The following is a 14,499-nucleotide window of genomic DNA, read 5'->3' as shown; positions in this document are numbered from 1 at the left end:
ATTATTTCATAAAAAAGCCGCCCATTTGGCGGCTTTACCATTTATATATAGGGTAATCTCAACTTACTTTTTATTCTGTTGTTCTTTGATAGTCTTTTTATCGATATCAAAGTCATTTGTAGTCTGGTTTACATTTCCCGTTGGATTGGTCGGGTTTGTTTGCTCTACTTTTCTTTCAAATTTACGTTCCATAATCTTTTTCATTTTTAAGTTGATATAAAGATAAAAATCACGGTTGTTAATTCGTCTTAAAGGCTTGTTAGTCTTAGGTTAAAGTGTTGATTACCTAATAGTTTCTACAAAGCTAGCAACACTATTTGCTCCATTCTTAGTAATATGCTTTATAAAAGCACTTCCTATAATGGCACCTTTTTGATGGGTAGTTGCTGCTTTAAAAGTCTCTTCATTACTAATCCCAAATCCTACAATTTGCTGGCTCTTTAGATTCATTGCAGCGATGCGCTCAAAGTAATCTGAAGTTGTATTGCTAAAGCCGCTAGTACCACCCGTAGTACTCGCGCTACTCACCATATAGATAAAGCCATCACTTGCTGCATCTAGTTGCTGGATGCGCGCATCACTCGTTTGAGGAGTAATGAGAAACACATTGATAAGTCCGTATTTTTCAAAAATTGCTTTATACTCCGCTTCGTATTCTGCTAGTGGTAAATCTGGCATAATAATACCATCGATACCTATTTCTTGACAACGCTTACAGAATTTCTCAACTCCATATTGTAACATCGGGTTAAAGTAACCCATCACAATAAGCGGAATATGAATGGTCTCACGAATACCGTCCAACTGGCTAAACAGTTTTTCGGTAGTCATTCCGTTATGAAGCGCGGCAGTACTTGATTCTTGAATAGTAGGCCCATCTGCTAGCGGATCTGAAAAAGGTAATCCTATCTCCACCATATCAACACCGCTTTCTTGAAGCTGCGTTAAGATAGAAACGGTATCATCTATCGCTGGATATCCAGCAGTGAAGTATAAGCTTAGTAGCTTTTTATCTTCTTGTAATTTTTGTTTTATTCTATTCATCTGAATACATATTTTGTCATTCCTGCCTAAGCGGGAATTAATATTGATGTTTATTTCGCTTTCGCGAAAGCGTGCTTCTATAATTTGAAATAATCGATATAGGTATTCAAATCCTTATCACCACGTCCCGAAAGATTGATTACTACGATGTCGTCTTTTTTGAATTTTCTGGTTTCAAAAATAGCAAGTGCATGACTTGTTTCTATCGCAGGAATAATTCCTTCTAGCTTACTAAGTTCTAGTCCAGCTGCCATCGCATCTTCATCTGTAACAGAGATAAACTCTCCACGCCCAGAGCGAAAGAGGTTTGCGTGCATAGGTCCTACACCAGGATAATCTAGACCAGCAGAGATAGAGTAAGGCTCTGTAATCTGCCCATCGTCTGTTTGCATTAATAATGTCTTACTTCCGTGTATAATTCCCTCACGTCCCAGTGCAGATGTTGCAGCACTCTCGCCAGTATCTACACCTTTTCCAGCAGCTTCTACAGCAATAATGCCTACATCTGGTTGATCTAGATAGTGATAATATAATCCAGCAGCATTACTACCGCCACCTACACAGGCCACTACGTAGTCAGGATTTTCTTTTCCTTCTTTTTCTAGCAACTGCTTCTTAGTCTCCTCAGAAATCACCGACTGGAAACGAGCTACCATATCTGGATAAGGGTGTGGCCCTACTACAGAACCTATAATGTAGTGAGTGTCTACTGGGTTATTAATCCAGTCACGTATAGCCTCGTTAGTCGCATCTTTAAGCGTTCTACTTCCAGACATTGCTGGGCGCACGGTTGCTCCTAGCATTTTCATACGTGCTACGTTAGGCGCTTGGCGCTCTATATCTACAGCACCCATATATACGATGCATTCTAGACCCATAAGTGCACAAACGGTAGCCGTGGCAACACCGTGCTGTCCAGCACCAGTCTCTGCAATGATTCTAGTTTTACCTAGACGCTGCGCCATTAAAATCTGACCTATTGTATTGTTTACTTTATGTGCTCCTGTATGACAAAGATCTTCTCTTTTTAAGTACACTTTTGTACCATACTTCTCACTAAAGCGTTTTGCGTAATAAAGTGGCGTAGGGCGACCCACGTAATCTTTTAAGAGTTGCTTGAATTCCTCTTGAAAAGCAGGCTCTTGCATGATTTGTACATACTGTGAGCGCAATTCTTCTACATTAGGATAGAGCATTTCTGGAATAAATGCACCTCCAAAATCTCCGTAATAGCCTCTCTCGTCTGCTTGGTAACTTTTTTCTTTTTCTAGTGTATTCATAGCAATTGTATTATGAGCGAGACGGCGTAAACGCTGCAATCGCTGCTTTAAACTTTTTCAATTTTTCAATATTCTTCATTCCTGGCTTATCTTCAAACTTGCTATTTACATCAAGTGCGATAATAGGTAAATCTGTCGCCAGTATTTTTGATACTTTTTCTACTTCTTCTAGTCCTATACCACCGCTTAGAATAATAGGTGTTTGAGACGTGTAATCTTTTAATACACTCCAGTCAAAGGTGTAACCATTTCCTCCTTTTTCTTTTCCCTTGGTGTCAAAAAGGAAGCCATCCACAATTCCTTCATAAGGCTTAAGTTTTTCAAAATCAAAGTTGTCTTTTATTCCGAAAACTTTCCAAATGTTGAGGTCTCGACTGCGCTCGACCAGACAACTTTGAAGTTCTTTTATATATGCTGGTGACTCGCTCCCGTGCAACTGGATTACGTTGAGGTTGTGCTGTGTTATTTTCGCTTTCGCGAAAGCAATATCAGCATCTACAAAAACTCCTACGCGGTCAATTCCCTCAGGTAATTCTGGAATCGCTAGGTCGCCAAAATCTCGTTTGCTCTTCTCATAAAATATAAAGCCAAGATAGTCTGGCTGCAACGCAGCGACCTCTTGTGTGTTATATTTCATACCGCATATTTTGATTTTCATAATAGGTGATAATTGAGATTGTTTATATTAAACGATCTTTTAAGAATTGTTTTGGTGAGGATCTAAATCTTTAATCTTAGAGATTGCTAGAAACTCTTTCCAGTCTTCTTCACGTACCTGATCCTTACTAAGACTTACTTTATTTGTTTGCGAAACAAGTACAAAATCTCCAGCCACGTGTTTAATCTCTATAAGTTGATCAATAGAGATTCTTTTTTTCTTTAATTCTCCAACGATTAAAACACCATTGGTAATATTTGCATATCCTTGATGTTGATATATTATAAATATTATAATATGCACGACACCAAGCACGAGGTACGAGTACTTAGTGAAATTGTTCTCATTTTCAATAAAGGATATAATACCAAGTACACTCCATACAATGGCCATTATTCCATAAATAATAAGTTGTTTCTTTTTATATCTTAACTTCATAATTGCTTTATAAAAGTTGCTGCGCTCTCTCCTGGGTTATCTGTTTTCATAAAGTTTTCACCAATTAAAAACCCTTGAAAACCGTGTGGTTTTAATTCCTTGATTGCCTCTACAGAACTGATACCGCTTTCTGAGATTTTTATAAAATCGTCTGGAATCTGTTTGATGAGTTCCTTGCTTGTTTCTAGACTCACTTCAAAAGTCTTAAGATTTCGGTTGTTAATACCTAGCATGTCTACAGATGGCATAATAGACTTCTGTAATTCTTCTTCATTGTGAGATTCACAAAGCACATCGAGACCAAGACCTTTTGCAAAGGTTGAAAACTGCTCTATTTGCTTTCGCGAAAGCGTAGCTGCAATCAGTAATATCGCATCTGCACCGTAGGCTTTGGCTTCAAGAATCTGGTATTCATCCACTATAAACTCCTTGCGCAATAGCGGAAAACTAGTCGCTGCTCTAGCAATAATTAAATCATCTAGTGCACCACCAAAGTATTTCATATCTGTAAGTACAGACATCCCGCTTACACCTGCCTGCTCATAACCACGAGCTACATCTTGCACGTTTAAGCTGTTATTTATAACAGACTTACTTGGTGATCTTCTTTTGTGCTCTGCAATAATACCCGAGCCATTGCGCACTGCGGTAGCAAGCGAAATAATATCTCGTTCAAAAAGCACAGATTGCTCTAACTGACTCACAGGAATAAGACTTTTTCTTAAAGCTACTTCCTTGATTTTATCTGCTGTAATTTTATCTAGTATCGTCATCTTAGTTACTTAAGGCTTGTAGTTTGCTCAGTTTCTGGGCTGCTTTACCAGAAAAGAGACTTTCTTTTGCTTTTTCAAATCCTTGAATAGGTGTTAGTCCCTCTACGGTTGCAATCGCCATTCCTGCATTTGCACACACCACATTATTCTGAGCGTCTGTTCCTTTACCAGAAATTACATCCATAAATATCTTTGCCGAAGACTCAACAGAATCTCCTCCATAAATATCTTTTTGTAGATGTGGGCTTACGCCAAAATCTGCTGGCTCGAGCATCATCTCTGTATGATTAGTAATTGCTTTTGTGGCTCCCGTAAGTGAGATCTCATCATAACCATCTAAGGCGTGTAGTATGGTGAAGTTCTTATCACCTTTTTGATATAAATATCCATACATTCTAGCGAGCTCAAGGTTGAAAACGCCCACGAGCTGGTTGCTTGGGAATGCAGGATTTACCATAGGACCTAGCATATTGAAAAAGGTTTTTACACCTAGTTCTCTACGTATGGGCGCTACATTTTTCATAGCAGGGTGGAAGAGTGGTGCGTGTAAAACACACATCCCCACTTCATCCATAGAGCGCTTTAAAAAGTCCTTGTCATTACTAAATTTAATACCGAGGTGCTCCATCACATTACTACTACCACTCACAGAGCTTACTCCATAATTACCGTGTTTTGTAACGTTTACTCCAGCACCAGCAGTGATAAAGCTAGAAAGTGTCGAGATGTTGAAGGTGTCTTTTCCATCACCACCTGTACCACAAAGGTCTATAGCATTATAAGCAGAGAAGTCTACCGCGAGACATAAGTCTAGCAAGGCATCTCTAAAACCTTCTAGCTCCTCTACGGTAATGCTACGCATCATGTAAACGGTAAGAAAAGAAGCGATCTGACTGTGATTATATTTTCCTTCAGAAATATTTACGAGTACCTCACGACTTTCTGTCTTTGTGAGTTGGTCGTGGTTTATAAGTCTGTTGAGTATGTGTTTCATTGTTTTGGTGTGTTGATATGAACGATAACAGGATTTTCTTTATCCTTCATCACATTTTGTTTTCCTATGCTTGCTAGTTCTTTATTAGTTGCTAGGCGTGAGCTTGCTTGTGCTAGCGCTACATAATTATAAATGCCTTTTGGAGAGCTTGCTACCCATCCTTTTACGATAGGTGATTTTCTTACTTTAAAAGGTTCATTATTGTAGCGTTGTAAAAGACCTATCGCGCTTTTGCGCATATCATCTTTACTAGTTCCTTTTGGGAATATAACGTAGGTTCCGTTTGAAAACAGAACCCAATTAGGTCTTTCTGGACTTACACTTAATTTTGTGTTGAAAATCAGTTTTTTATGAGCATCTGTGTTCTCCTCTGGTAGCACCTCTTTTAGTGGCTCAGGAGATACTTCGATTACCACCACCGGCTCCGTTTGAGTAGCAGGTTGAGCAGATTTCTGCGTGCTATCGCATCCTCCCATTAACAAGAAGCAACTCAATATAAGTAGTAGTGTAATCTTCATAACTAAACGTTTAACTAAGAACCCAGTTTTTAATCATTGTTTTTCCATCTGGAGTAAGTACAGATTCTGGATGAAACTGTACACCACGCACGTCTAGCTCTCTATGACGTAAAGCCATAATCTGACCATTTTTATCTACTGCTGTGATTTCTAAAGCTGGTGGAAAATCTTCTGTAGCAACCACCCAAGAGTGGTAGCGACCTACTTCAATCTCATCGTTAAGATCTTTAAAAAGCACAGTGTCAGGTTGGGTAATATTGATTTGAGTAGCTACACCATGAAAAACAGTATCAAGGTTAATGAGCGATCCTCCAAAAACTTCACCTATAGCTTGCTGCCCAAGACAAACTCCAAGAATAGGAATGCTACCTGCATATTTCTTTATAACCGCTTTTAATAAACCAGCTTCTTCTGGAATTCCAGGGCCAGGAGATAAAAGGATCTTATCGTAGTGTTCACACTCTTCAAGTGCAAACTGGTCGTTGCGCTTTACGGTCACGATGCAATCTAATTCTTCTAGGTAGTGCACAAGATTGTACACAAAGGAATCGTAGTTATCTATTACTAATATCTTTTTCATGATCTATATATCTTCTGCGATGTCAAGTGCTTTATTAAGCGCTCCTAATTTGTTATAAACTTCTTGTAATTCTTTAGCTGGATCACTTCCTGATACAACACCAGCGCCTGCTTGCCAGTGTAGTGTGTGATTTTTACTCAAGAAAGAACGTATGATAATCGCGTGATTAAAATTACCGTAAAAATCCATAAAACCTATCGCTCCACCGTAGAACGTTCTGTTGCGGTTTTCATATTTTTCGAGAAGCTGCATAGCCATGTGCTTTGGTGCTCCGCTTAAGGTTCCTGCAGGAAAAGTATCTGCCACTACTTGTAGTGTATTACTGTCCTCATGCATTTGCCCAGTTACTTTACTCACAAGGTGAATTACGTGTGAGAAAAACTGCACCTCACGATAGGTCTCTACCGTAACGTCATGTCCATTTCTTGATAGGTCATTGCGAGCAAGATCTACAAGCATCACGTGCTCTGAGTTTTCTTTCTCGTCTTTTGCAAGTTCTTTAGCAAGGATGGCATCTTGCTCATCATTACCTGTTCTTTTAAAGGTCCCGGCAATAGGGTGAATCTCTGCTTTTCTATCTTGAACAATAATTTGAGCTTCTGGAGAAGACCCAAAAATTTTATAATCTCCGTAGTCAAAATAGAATAAATAAGGAGATGGGTTAACACTACGCAGTGCTCTGTATACATTAAACTCATCACCAGTAAACTGCTGAGAGAATCGCTTGCTAGGTACAATCTGGAATACATCACCACGCTGGCAGTGCTTCTTACAGGTGTCTACAAGTGCTTTGTAATCTTCGTCTGTAATATTGCTGGTGAGCTCATTATTACGAGCAAACTTATATTCGGCAAAGTTTTTTGACTTGAGCATTTGCTCTATCTCCTCAATATTACTTTCTCCAGAAGTATTGTGGCAGAAGATGTGCGCTTCATTATTAAAATGATTGATAGCGATGATATTTTGGTATACCGCATAATAGATATCTGGTATATTCAAATCTTCCTCTTTTTTGGAGATTTTTAGATCCTCAAAGTACTGTACAGAGTCATACGATAAATAGCCAAACAAGCCATTATTTATGAATTTATGAGCGGTCTTTGTAGATGAGAACGCTTTCGCGAAAGCGTCTAAAACACCCACAACGTTAGTATCATCTGTAACTGTTATTTCCTCGCTTTTACCATCTGGAAATTGCTGTTTTATTATCCCGTCACCCACTTCTATGGAAGCAATAGGATTGCAACAGATGTATGAGAAACTATTATCATTTGCATGATAATCACTACTCTCGAGCAGCAAACTATTAGGAAAACGGTCACGCAACCTTAAGTATACCGATACTGGAGTAATGGTGTCTGCCAGAAGGCGTTTTGAAGAAGTTTTTAATTTATATGTCATTATTCATTTAAATTATTGTCGGCTTTAAGGCGACTTGAGAGCATAAAAAAAGCCTGTCGTAAGACAGGCTGTATATGTAAAAACATAGGTAGGCGCTTACGACAACGATTGTTGTGTAATCCACCACCAAGTATGTACTGTATTGTTTTTCATTTGTTCCTCAAAGATAGTAACCACTTTGTTAATATAAAAGCTCAATCTATAAAAATTATATATTGAGCTTTATGGGGGAATCTAGGAATTCTATTTAAAATGTCAAGTTTACAGCAAGTTCAAAATTATCTGAGATTGCGTTGTCTTTTAAATTGTCAAAAAATGATGCAGATCCATAACGTACTCCATATTTTGTGCGATCTACATTAAAAGTAGTGGTCGCTGTATTTTCAGTTACAACCATATTTACTGATACAGATTCTGTATGACCTTTAATAGTTAGGTCTCCCACAACATTATATCCCGTAGCACTTTCTGTAACCTCTGTTATAGTGAAAGTTGCCTCGTTGTAATTTGCAGTGTCAAAGAAATCTGGAGAGTTCAAGTGTCCTTCTAGTTTTTCTTTCCCTTCTCCTGCTTTAAGATCTGTAACTGTAATTGTAGTCATGTCTACTACAAAATTTCCACCTACTAGTTTATCGTCTTCCATTTCTAGTGAACCAGAAACAAGATCAATAGTTCCATTGTGTTGGCCTAATACTTTTTTTCCAGTCCAGTTGATACTGCTTTCTTTTACGATAACCTTTTTAAGAATTGGGTTTGTGTTAGCAAATGCACCCGTAGTAACGATAATTGCTAGTAAAGCTGTTGTGATTTTCTTTTTCATTTTTTTTAGTTTTTTGTTTCTGTTCGTAATTTATTGAGCAAGTTATTGAGCTGCTCTATCTCATTATTGTCTAGTTGGGATGTAATTTTTTCTTCGGCATTACTAATCGCCGTGTCAAGTATTTTTAGGAGTGAAAGACCACTATCTGTAATAGTGATTTCTACTTTACGGCGATTAGAAGGGCAAGTAGCTCGTGCTACTAATTCTTTTTTGATAAGCTTATCTACTAGTCTTGTCGTGTTACTAGCCTTAGTAACCATACGGTCATTGAGTGTAGAGAGATTTGCAGGCTTTCCTTTTTGTCCCCTTAATATGCGTAACACATTAAATTGCTGTAATGACAGATCGTGAGGCTTCAATGCACTCGCAAGTATATCATTAGACCATTGTGCTGTATATGATAGGTTTATAGTAAGCTTTTGTGCTATACCTAAAGTTTTTGTTTTAATATGCTCTTCTATTGTCATTACAATATTTGTATATACAAATGTATGTTTGTAAATGAACTGACCAAAGTCTTTATGAGTTTTTTAACACGGGAAGGTTGAAAGCATTCTAAAATCCTTAACAATCCCCTCATAAAGTGTGTTAATTGAGAAGTGTAAAAGACACAATCACAATAATTTTGAAGGATGAAGCGAATGCTAATTGTCTTATTAATCATCTTAACATCCTGCCAAGAAGGGCAAAAGGATTATAAAGAGGCATTAATAGAAGGCAGTAATATAAAAGCATTGGATTATGATGGCTTAGAATATTATATACAAAATCATCCTTCTGAAACTTTAGTGATAAACTTTTGGGCAACATGGTGTGCTCCATGTATCAGGGAGTTGCCGGCTTTTGAGAAATTAGGAAAAGAATATAAAAACAAAGATGTAACTATATTATTAGTGAGTCTTGACTTTCCAGATCAATTAGAAGCTCTTAAAGCTTTTGTTGAGAAAAAAGATTTACAATCTGAAGTTTTATATCTAGATGATGGAGATGCAAATGCGTGGATACCAAAAGTAAATGATTCGTGGAGTGGTGCGATACCAGCAACACTTATCACGGGATCAAAAAGAAAGAAATTTTATGAGCGCTCTTTTACTTATAAAGAAATAGAGCAAGAATTGAATACCTTAATTAATTAGTAATGAAAACATTTAAAATCTTAACGCTTCTCGCCCTAGTGGTTGTAGTATCTGCATTTGCTGCAAATGCTGTGATTAAGAAAGACAGGAGCGGATACGATATAGGTGACGAAGCAGGAGATTTTTATCTACGTAATGTAGACAATGCGATGATGTCCTTAAGAGACTTTGAAGATGCAAAAGGTTTTGTAGTCGTATTTACATGCAACACTTGTCCATTCTCAATAGCAAATGAAGATAGATTAATTGCTATTGATACCAAATATAAAAAGTTAGGTTATCCAGTAATTGCGATTAATCCAAACGATCCACATGTTAAGCCTGGAGACAGTTTTAAAGCGATGCAGCAACGAGCAAAGAAAAAAGGGTTTACATTTCCCTATTTACTAGATGATGGTCAGGAAGTTTTTCCTAAATATGGAGCAACAAAAACTCCACATGTATATGTGTTGCAACGCGTTCAAGAAAACAATATAGTTAAGTACATAGGTGCTATAGATAATAATAGCCGAGACGAAAAAGCTGTTACAGAAAAATATCTAGAGAATGCCCTTGATGAGATTTTGTCAGGGAAAGAGGTTACGCTTAAAGAATCCAAAGCTATAGGTTGTGCGATTAAATCGTAACTTTAAAAATAATAGAGTCATCAAAAAATGAGCCTTATAAAGGCTCATTTTTTTTGTATAATCACATCTGTGAGTATTTCGTAAATTTGCATTCAAAATCCCAGAATGATATTACAGCAATTATATACTAAATGTCTAGCTCAAGGAGCTTATTTTATAAGTTCAAATGGAGAAGGAGCTATTATAGATCCTCTGCGCGAGGTACAACCGTATCTTGATCTTGCAGCCGATAATAAGACGACCATTAAGTATATTTTTCTTACTCATTTTCATGCAGATTTTGTGAGTGGCCAGGTAGATCTTGCAAAGGCTACTGGAGCCTCCGTAATCTTAGGTCCTAATGCAAAGGCTGGATATGACTATCACAGCGCAAGTGATGGAGAGGTGTTCATGTTGGGAGATTTAACTATTACCACGATTCACACACCAGGTCATACTATGGAGTCTACGTGTTACCTTCTTAAAGATAAACATGGAAAAGAAGAAGCTCTTTTTACTGGAGATACACTTTTTATAGGGGATGTAGGAAGACCAGATCTCGCAGCCAAAACGGACTTAACAACGCAAGATCTTGCAGGTCATTTATATGACTCACTTCACCATAAGATTGCACCATTATCTGACGACATTATAATTTATCCTGCCCATGGAGCAGGTTCTGCTTGTGGTAAAAACATGAGTAGTGAGACCAGTGATACGCTAGGTAATCAAAAGCAAAATAATTACGCATTTAAGCTCAATAAAGAGGATTTTATTAAAGAGCTTACACATGGTTTGACACTTCCACCAGCTTATTTTCCGCATAACGTGGCAATGAATAAGAAGGCAAATACAGGTTTTGACACGATTGTCAAGAGAGGAACTACAGCTTTAGATCCTGAAAATTTTGAAGCATTGGCAAATGAAAAGGATGTACTCGTGCTCGATACAAGAAGTGTTTCCGCTTTCGCGAAAGCGTCATTACCTCAAGCTTGGTTTGTTGGATTACAGGGACAGTTTGCACCATGGATAGGAGCACTCATCGCCGATATTCACCAAAAAATAATCTTTATCGCCGAAGAAGGTTCTGAAGAGGAAGTAGTAACCAGACTTGCGAGAGTAGGTTATGATAATAGTCTAGGTTTCTTAGAAGGAGGAGTAGAGGCTTGGGAGCAATCTGGCAGAGATGTCATTGCTACAGCAGAAGTAACTGCGCAAGAGTTTGTAGATGGCATTGCTACTGGCGATATTAAGAATCCGCTAGATGTGCGCAAAGCTGGAGAATATGCAACAAGTCATATAGAGGGACTGCCACATATGGGTCTAGATGAAGTGCACGTTAATGCGCACACGCTTGAAGCAGGTAATACGTATCACATACATTGCGCAGGTGGTTATAGATCTCTTATTTATGCATCTATAGCAAGGTCATATGGCATAAATAATGTAGTGAATGTGCTAGGTGGATATGGTGCCATAAAAAAGGCAGATACTTCTAGCATTAAATTGACATAATTCATCTAATTTTAAACAAATACTAATTGCGATGGCTCATATAGATATGTACTATTGCACAAATATTAAACAATGACAGATTTAACAATCCCACAATGGGAAGAGAAAATTGCTCAAGATAAAGATGCTGTAATTCTAGACGTACGTACGGAGGAAGAAGTAGAAAATGGAATGATAGAAGGGGCAAAACATATTGATATATATCTAGGTCAAGGATTCCTTGATGAGGTAGAAAAGCTTGATAAGAGTAAAAACTATTACGTGTATTGTCGCTCAGGAGTACGTAGTGTACAAGCGTGTGCTCTTATGGGGCAAAAAGGGTTAAACAACACTTACAACTTGCTAGGTGGTTATAATGCTTGGGATGCAGCGCATTAAGAGTAGCCAGCGTTTGAGATATACGCTCATTGCGATAACGCTTTGTTTCTCTCTGTGGAGTTGTAATGAAGCTACTTCTCAAAAAGAAATAAGCGGTGTTGCTACTCAAGAAGTAATCACAGTGATTGATGTTGATACCTTTGAAAAGGAAGCGTTAGTTGCAGGAGCACAACTTGTAGACGTACGCAGAGATAATGAGTGGGAGGGTGGTCACCTTGAAAATGCTAAGCATTTTGAGATGAATAACCCTAACTGGCAATCTCAAATAGAAACGCTAGATAAGAGTAAGCCTGTTTATGTGTATTGTGCAAAAGGAGGTAGAAGTGCCAAGTGCGCGCAACAACTTAAGGAAGCAGGATTTACAACGATCTATGATCTTGAAGGCGGAATTAATAATTGGAATTCTGCTGGAAAACCAATACAGTAGTTACTCGTTTTACATTAAATAAAAAAAGCCCATCGTAATCGAGGGGCTTTTTTTTTTGGTTGATATTTTCTATTAGCAATTGCTAGTAATTATCTTCTACCTTATCGTCTGTGAGTGTTTTTACAAAGGCAGTTAAAGAAGCAAGCTCCTCATCTGTGAGCTTAAGATTATCAAATGGCAAGGTTTGATGTGGAAGATCAAATCCTAGTCCGCCGCCACCGCCTTGGTTGTAAAAGTCCATTACTTGCTCTAGTGTGGTATATACACCATTGTGCATATATGGAGCTGTAAGTGCTGCATTACGCACTGTGGGAGTCTTAAACATACCTTTATGTTGATCTGCTTCAAAGCGCCAGTAATAACCTGTGTCATCATCAAGTTCTTTGTTTTCTGCTGTTTCTGGAACGCCTATAACCTCACGCTCAGTCTCTGCAAAGAATGGAGGTACTGTTCCATTGGTTAGGGGCATAAAGTGACATGTTGCACATAAAGCTTTACCCATGAAGAGGTTCATCCCTAATTGTTCTTCTTTTGTAAAAGTATCTTCATCACCTCGCATGTTTCGGTCAAATTTTGAATCAAAACTATTGAGCGTGCTTACGTATGAAGAGATTGCCTTTACTACATCTGTATTGCGAGTAGATACTCCACCGTAGGCTTTTTCAAACATTTCTAAGTAGCTAGGGTCTTCTAGTATACTTGTAGAAAATTCATGAACATTTGTATTAAACTCCTTCTCATTTGTAAATACTGCAGAAACTTGATCAATAATTGAATTGGAACGTCCATCTGCAAAAAAGTTTTGCTGGAACACAGTATTGAGTAGCGTGGGTGTATTTCTCTGTAGTGCTTCACCAGTATTGCTTTTATTTACAACAAGACCATCTGCATATGCCTTTTCTGGATCGTGGCAAGTTGCACATGCCATCGTACCGTTGGTGGATAGCTTTTCATCAAAAAATAATTTCTTTCCTAAAGTGATTTGTTCATCTGTAGGATTCTTGTTGATACTAGGAGTGAAGAAATTTACATTAAAACTATCGTCCTCAAAAAACGTAGGAGCATCAAAGTTAAACGGAGTACTCTGGTTTCCTTCCCACAGTTCGCTAGCTTTACGGATAGCAACCCAGCTGCGTGTGATAGGAGTAAGGTGGCTGCGTGTAAAGGAATAACGATCAAAGCTATCGTAGTCACTATTCTCATTAATAAAGGCAATGGCTTCATTAATTTGTGAGGTAAATTGCTTGTCTAGTGCTTCGTCCTTAGCTTGAATGATAGATTGAATACTTGCGTGATACGTGTCATGAAGATTTTGAAGGGACACAGCACCTTCATTTATGCCTAGCTGACTTACAGGTGTATCAAAACCTGCAATTGAAAAGCTCAGCACTCTTAGTAATTGCTGATGAGTCGCAGTAAAATATCTAGATGCGTTGAGCTCTCTTTTTTCAATATTTTTTTTGAGATTTTGTAAAAGTCCGTAAGTGACCGTAAGCTCTTTGTCATATTGGCCTTGAGAGGTTTCTCCCTCATAAATGCTTTCTTCTATTTTTTGTAACCCTACAGGATTCATCGTTTTCTCATTATCCTCTTTGTAAATAGGTAATGCTGGTCCATTTACTCGGTGTCCTACTGGAGGGTTGAGGTACGACGCATAAGGCTCTGCTTTTTTGAAAGCAATACGCAATGTTTTAAAAACTTCTTTGGCTTTTAGATCTGTTACAGGAAGTTGTTTTAGAGTATCTATTCCAGCTATAGCTTTATTTAGTTCGTTTAAATAGATTTCCCTTGATGCCTCCCAGTTTACTTCAGGTGTTGAGGTGTATTTTTCCGTATCACCTTTGCAGCTATAGAGTAGTGCGACTGCAATTACTATGAGTATAAGAAGCTGTTTTATTACTATATTTTTCATGTAAATGTATTCATTGTAAA

At 37.9% G+C, this 14,499-nt stretch carries 18 protein-coding genes; 5 read left to right on the top strand and 13 right to left on the bottom strand.

From position 1 onward, the window contains the following. Nucleotides 1-63: 63 nt before the first annotated feature. The 12 genes from ACJJVW_RS02985 to ACJJVW_RS02930 all read right to left on the bottom strand — a co-directional run bounded on the left by ACJJVW_RS02985 (nt 64) and on the right by ACJJVW_RS02930 (nt 8,973). Nucleotides 64-204 (bottom strand): hypothetical protein, encoded by a 141-nt coding sequence (locus ACJJVW_RS02985; RefSeq protein WP_158307006.1) that lies wholly within the window; start codon nt 202-204, stop codon nt 64-66. A 78-nt stretch (nt 205-282) separates the two neighbouring features. Continuing rightward, complete coding sequence (gene trpA, locus ACJJVW_RS02980) at nt 283-1,044, bottom strand: tryptophan synthase subunit alpha (protein ID WP_013751459.1); 762 nt, start codon at nt 1,042-1,044, stop codon at nt 283-285. Nucleotides 1,045-1,121: 77 nt separating this feature from the next. After that, nucleotides 1,122-2,324 carry a tryptophan synthase subunit beta gene (gene trpB / locus ACJJVW_RS02975; RefSeq protein ID WP_405250721.1) on the bottom strand — a complete coding sequence of 401 codons (1,203 nt, stop codon included), beginning with the start codon at nt 2,322-2,324 and terminating at the stop codon, nt 1,122-1,124. Between the two features lie 10 nt (nt 2,325-2,334). After that, nucleotides 2,335-2,961, bottom strand: coding sequence for a phosphoribosylanthranilate isomerase (locus tag ACJJVW_RS02970; protein ID WP_405250720.1), 627 nt, complete (start codon nt 2,959-2,961; stop codon nt 2,335-2,337). Nucleotides 2,962-3,021: 60 nt separating this feature from the next. After that, complete coding sequence (locus tag ACJJVW_RS02965) at nt 3,022-3,420, bottom strand: hypothetical protein (RefSeq protein ID WP_405250719.1); 399 nt, start codon at nt 3,418-3,420, stop codon at nt 3,022-3,024. Then, on the bottom strand, nt 3,417-4,193 hold the full coding sequence (gene trpC / locus ACJJVW_RS02960; RefSeq protein ID WP_405250718.1) for an indole-3-glycerol phosphate synthase TrpC: 777 nt from the start codon (nt 4,191-4,193) through the stop codon (nt 3,417-3,419). The genes ACJJVW_RS02965 and trpC overlap by 4 nt, the downstream gene beginning before the upstream one ends. A 1-nt stretch (nt 4,194) precedes the next feature. Beyond that, nucleotides 4,195-5,187: an anthranilate phosphoribosyltransferase gene (trpD, locus tag ACJJVW_RS02955; RefSeq protein WP_298328529.1), complete on the bottom strand. Its 993-nt coding sequence runs from the start codon at nt 5,185-5,187 to the stop codon at nt 4,195-4,197. After that, nucleotides 5,184-5,705: a hypothetical protein gene (locus ACJJVW_RS02950; RefSeq protein ID WP_298328527.1), complete on the bottom strand. Its 522-nt coding sequence runs from the start codon at nt 5,703-5,705 to the stop codon at nt 5,184-5,186. The genes trpD and ACJJVW_RS02950 overlap by 4 nt, the downstream gene beginning before the upstream one ends. A gap of 10 nt (nt 5,706-5,715) precedes the next feature. Continuing rightward, nucleotides 5,716-6,285, bottom strand: coding sequence for an aminodeoxychorismate/anthranilate synthase component II (locus tag ACJJVW_RS02945; RefSeq protein WP_298328524.1), 570 nt, complete (start codon nt 6,283-6,285; stop codon nt 5,716-5,718). Between the two features lie 3 nt (nt 6,286-6,288). Next, on the bottom strand, nt 6,289-7,686 hold the full coding sequence (locus tag ACJJVW_RS02940; protein WP_405250717.1) for an anthranilate synthase component I family protein: 1,398 nt from the start codon (nt 7,684-7,686) through the stop codon (nt 6,289-6,291). A gap of 247 nt (nt 7,687-7,933) precedes the next feature. Next, nucleotides 7,934-8,506 (bottom strand): YceI family protein, encoded by a 573-nt coding sequence (locus ACJJVW_RS02935; protein WP_339847718.1) that lies wholly within the window; start codon nt 8,504-8,506, stop codon nt 7,934-7,936. A gap of 5 nt (nt 8,507-8,511) precedes the next feature. Next, nucleotides 8,512-8,973 (bottom strand): MarR family winged helix-turn-helix transcriptional regulator, encoded by a 462-nt coding sequence (locus tag ACJJVW_RS02930; RefSeq protein WP_405250716.1) that lies wholly within the window; start codon nt 8,971-8,973, stop codon nt 8,512-8,514. Between the two features lie 165 nt (nt 8,974-9,138). Here ACJJVW_RS02930 and ACJJVW_RS02925 point away from each other — a divergent pair, with 165 nt between their 5' ends. The 5 genes from ACJJVW_RS02925 (at nt 9,139) to ACJJVW_RS02905 (ending at nt 12,567) form a co-directional block, all read left to right on the top strand. Continuing rightward, nucleotides 9,139-9,642 (top strand): TlpA family protein disulfide reductase, encoded by a 504-nt coding sequence (locus tag ACJJVW_RS02925; protein ID WP_405250714.1) that lies wholly within the window; start codon nt 9,139-9,141, stop codon nt 9,640-9,642. 2 nt (nt 9,643-9,644) lie between these two features. After that, nucleotides 9,645-10,268, top strand: a complete 624-nt coding sequence (locus ACJJVW_RS02920) for a thioredoxin family protein (protein ID WP_405250713.1) — start codon at nt 9,645-9,647, stop codon at nt 10,266-10,268. Nucleotides 10,269-10,373: 105 nt separating this feature from the next. Next, entirely contained in the window at nt 10,374-11,762 is a 1,389-nt protein-coding gene (locus tag ACJJVW_RS02915) for a rhodanese-like domain-containing protein (protein ID WP_405250712.1), read from the top strand. A 72-nt stretch (nt 11,763-11,834) separates the two neighbouring features. Next, entirely contained in the window at nt 11,835-12,140 is a 306-nt protein-coding gene (locus tag ACJJVW_RS02910) for a rhodanese-like domain-containing protein (protein ID WP_013751473.1), read from the top strand. Beyond that, nucleotides 12,118-12,567, top strand: a complete 450-nt coding sequence (locus tag ACJJVW_RS02905) for a rhodanese-like domain-containing protein (RefSeq protein ID WP_405253051.1) — start codon at nt 12,118-12,120, stop codon at nt 12,565-12,567. Before ACJJVW_RS02910 ends, ACJJVW_RS02905 begins: the two co-directional genes overlap by 23 nt. Nucleotides 12,568-12,649: 82 nt before the next feature. Here the strand turns inward: ACJJVW_RS02905 and ACJJVW_RS02900 are convergent, their stop codons facing one another. Further along, on the bottom strand, nt 12,650-14,479 hold the full coding sequence (locus ACJJVW_RS02900) for a cytochrome-c peroxidase (protein ID WP_405250710.1): 1,830 nt from the start codon (nt 14,477-14,479) through the stop codon (nt 12,650-12,652). Nucleotides 14,480-14,499 lie beyond the last annotated feature (20 nt).

The organism is Dokdonia sp. Asnod3-C12 (assembly GCF_045063975.1).
GTDB lineage: Bacteria > Bacteroidota > Bacteroidia > Flavobacteriales > Flavobacteriaceae > Dokdonia.
This window is presented reverse-complemented; position numbering and strand designations above follow the sequence as displayed.

Excerpts from the sequence above, each read along its gene's own strand:
- ACJJVW_RS02935 (WP_339847718.1), bottom strand. The coding sequence starts at position 8,506 with ATGAAAAAGAAAATCACAACAGCTTTACTAGCAATTATCGTTACTACG.
- ACJJVW_RS02950 (WP_298328527.1), bottom strand. The coding sequence starts at position 5,705 with ATGAAGATTACACTACTACTTATATTGAGTTGCTTCTTGTTAATGGGA.
- ACJJVW_RS02910 (WP_013751473.1), top strand. The coding sequence starts at position 11,835 with ATGACAGATTTAACAATCCCACAATGGGAAGAGAAAATTGCTCAAGAT.
- ACJJVW_RS02915 (WP_405250712.1), top strand. The coding sequence starts at position 10,374 with ATGATATTACAGCAATTATATACTAAATGTCTAGCTCAAGGAGCTTAT.
- ACJJVW_RS02905 (WP_405253051.1), top strand. The coding sequence starts at position 12,118 with ATGCTTGGGATGCAGCGCATTAAGAGTAGCCAGCGTTTGAGATATACG.
- trpB (WP_405250721.1), bottom strand. The coding sequence starts at position 2,324 with ATGAATACACTAGAAAAAGAAAAAAGTTACCAAGCAGACGAGAGAGGC.
- ACJJVW_RS02930 (WP_405250716.1), bottom strand. The coding sequence starts at position 8,973 with ATGACAATAGAAGAGCATATTAAAACAAAAACTTTAGGTATAGCACAA.
- trpA (WP_013751459.1), bottom strand. The coding sequence starts at position 1,044 with ATGAATAGAATAAAACAAAAATTACAAGAAGATAAAAAGCTACTAAGC.
- ACJJVW_RS02970 (WP_405250720.1), bottom strand. The coding sequence starts at position 2,961 with ATGAAATATAACACACAAGAGGTCGCTGCGTTGCAGCCAGACTATCTT.
- trpC (WP_405250718.1), bottom strand. The coding sequence starts at position 4,193 with ATGACGATACTAGATAAAATTACAGCAGATAAAATCAAGGAAGTAGCT.
- ACJJVW_RS02985 (WP_158307006.1), bottom strand. The coding sequence starts at position 204 with ATGAAAAAGATTATGGAACGTAAATTTGAAAGAAAAGTAGAGCAAACA.
- ACJJVW_RS02925 (WP_405250714.1), top strand. The coding sequence starts at position 9,139 with ATGAAGCGAATGCTAATTGTCTTATTAATCATCTTAACATCCTGCCAA.
- ACJJVW_RS02940 (WP_405250717.1), bottom strand. The coding sequence starts at position 7,686 with ATGACATATAAATTAAAAACTTCTTCAAAACGCCTTCTGGCAGACACC.
- ACJJVW_RS02900 (WP_405250710.1), bottom strand. The coding sequence starts at position 14,479 with ATGAAAAATATAGTAATAAAACAGCTTCTTATACTCATAGTAATTGCA.
- ACJJVW_RS02920 (WP_405250713.1), top strand. The coding sequence starts at position 9,645 with ATGAAAACATTTAAAATCTTAACGCTTCTCGCCCTAGTGGTTGTAGTA.
- ACJJVW_RS02945 (WP_298328524.1), bottom strand. The coding sequence starts at position 6,285 with ATGAAAAAGATATTAGTAATAGATAACTACGATTCCTTTGTGTACAAT.
- ACJJVW_RS02965 (WP_405250719.1), bottom strand. The coding sequence starts at position 3,420 with ATGAAGTTAAGATATAAAAAGAAACAACTTATTATTTATGGAATAATG.
- trpD (WP_298328529.1), bottom strand. The coding sequence starts at position 5,187 with ATGAAACACATACTCAACAGACTTATAAACCACGACCAACTCACAAAG.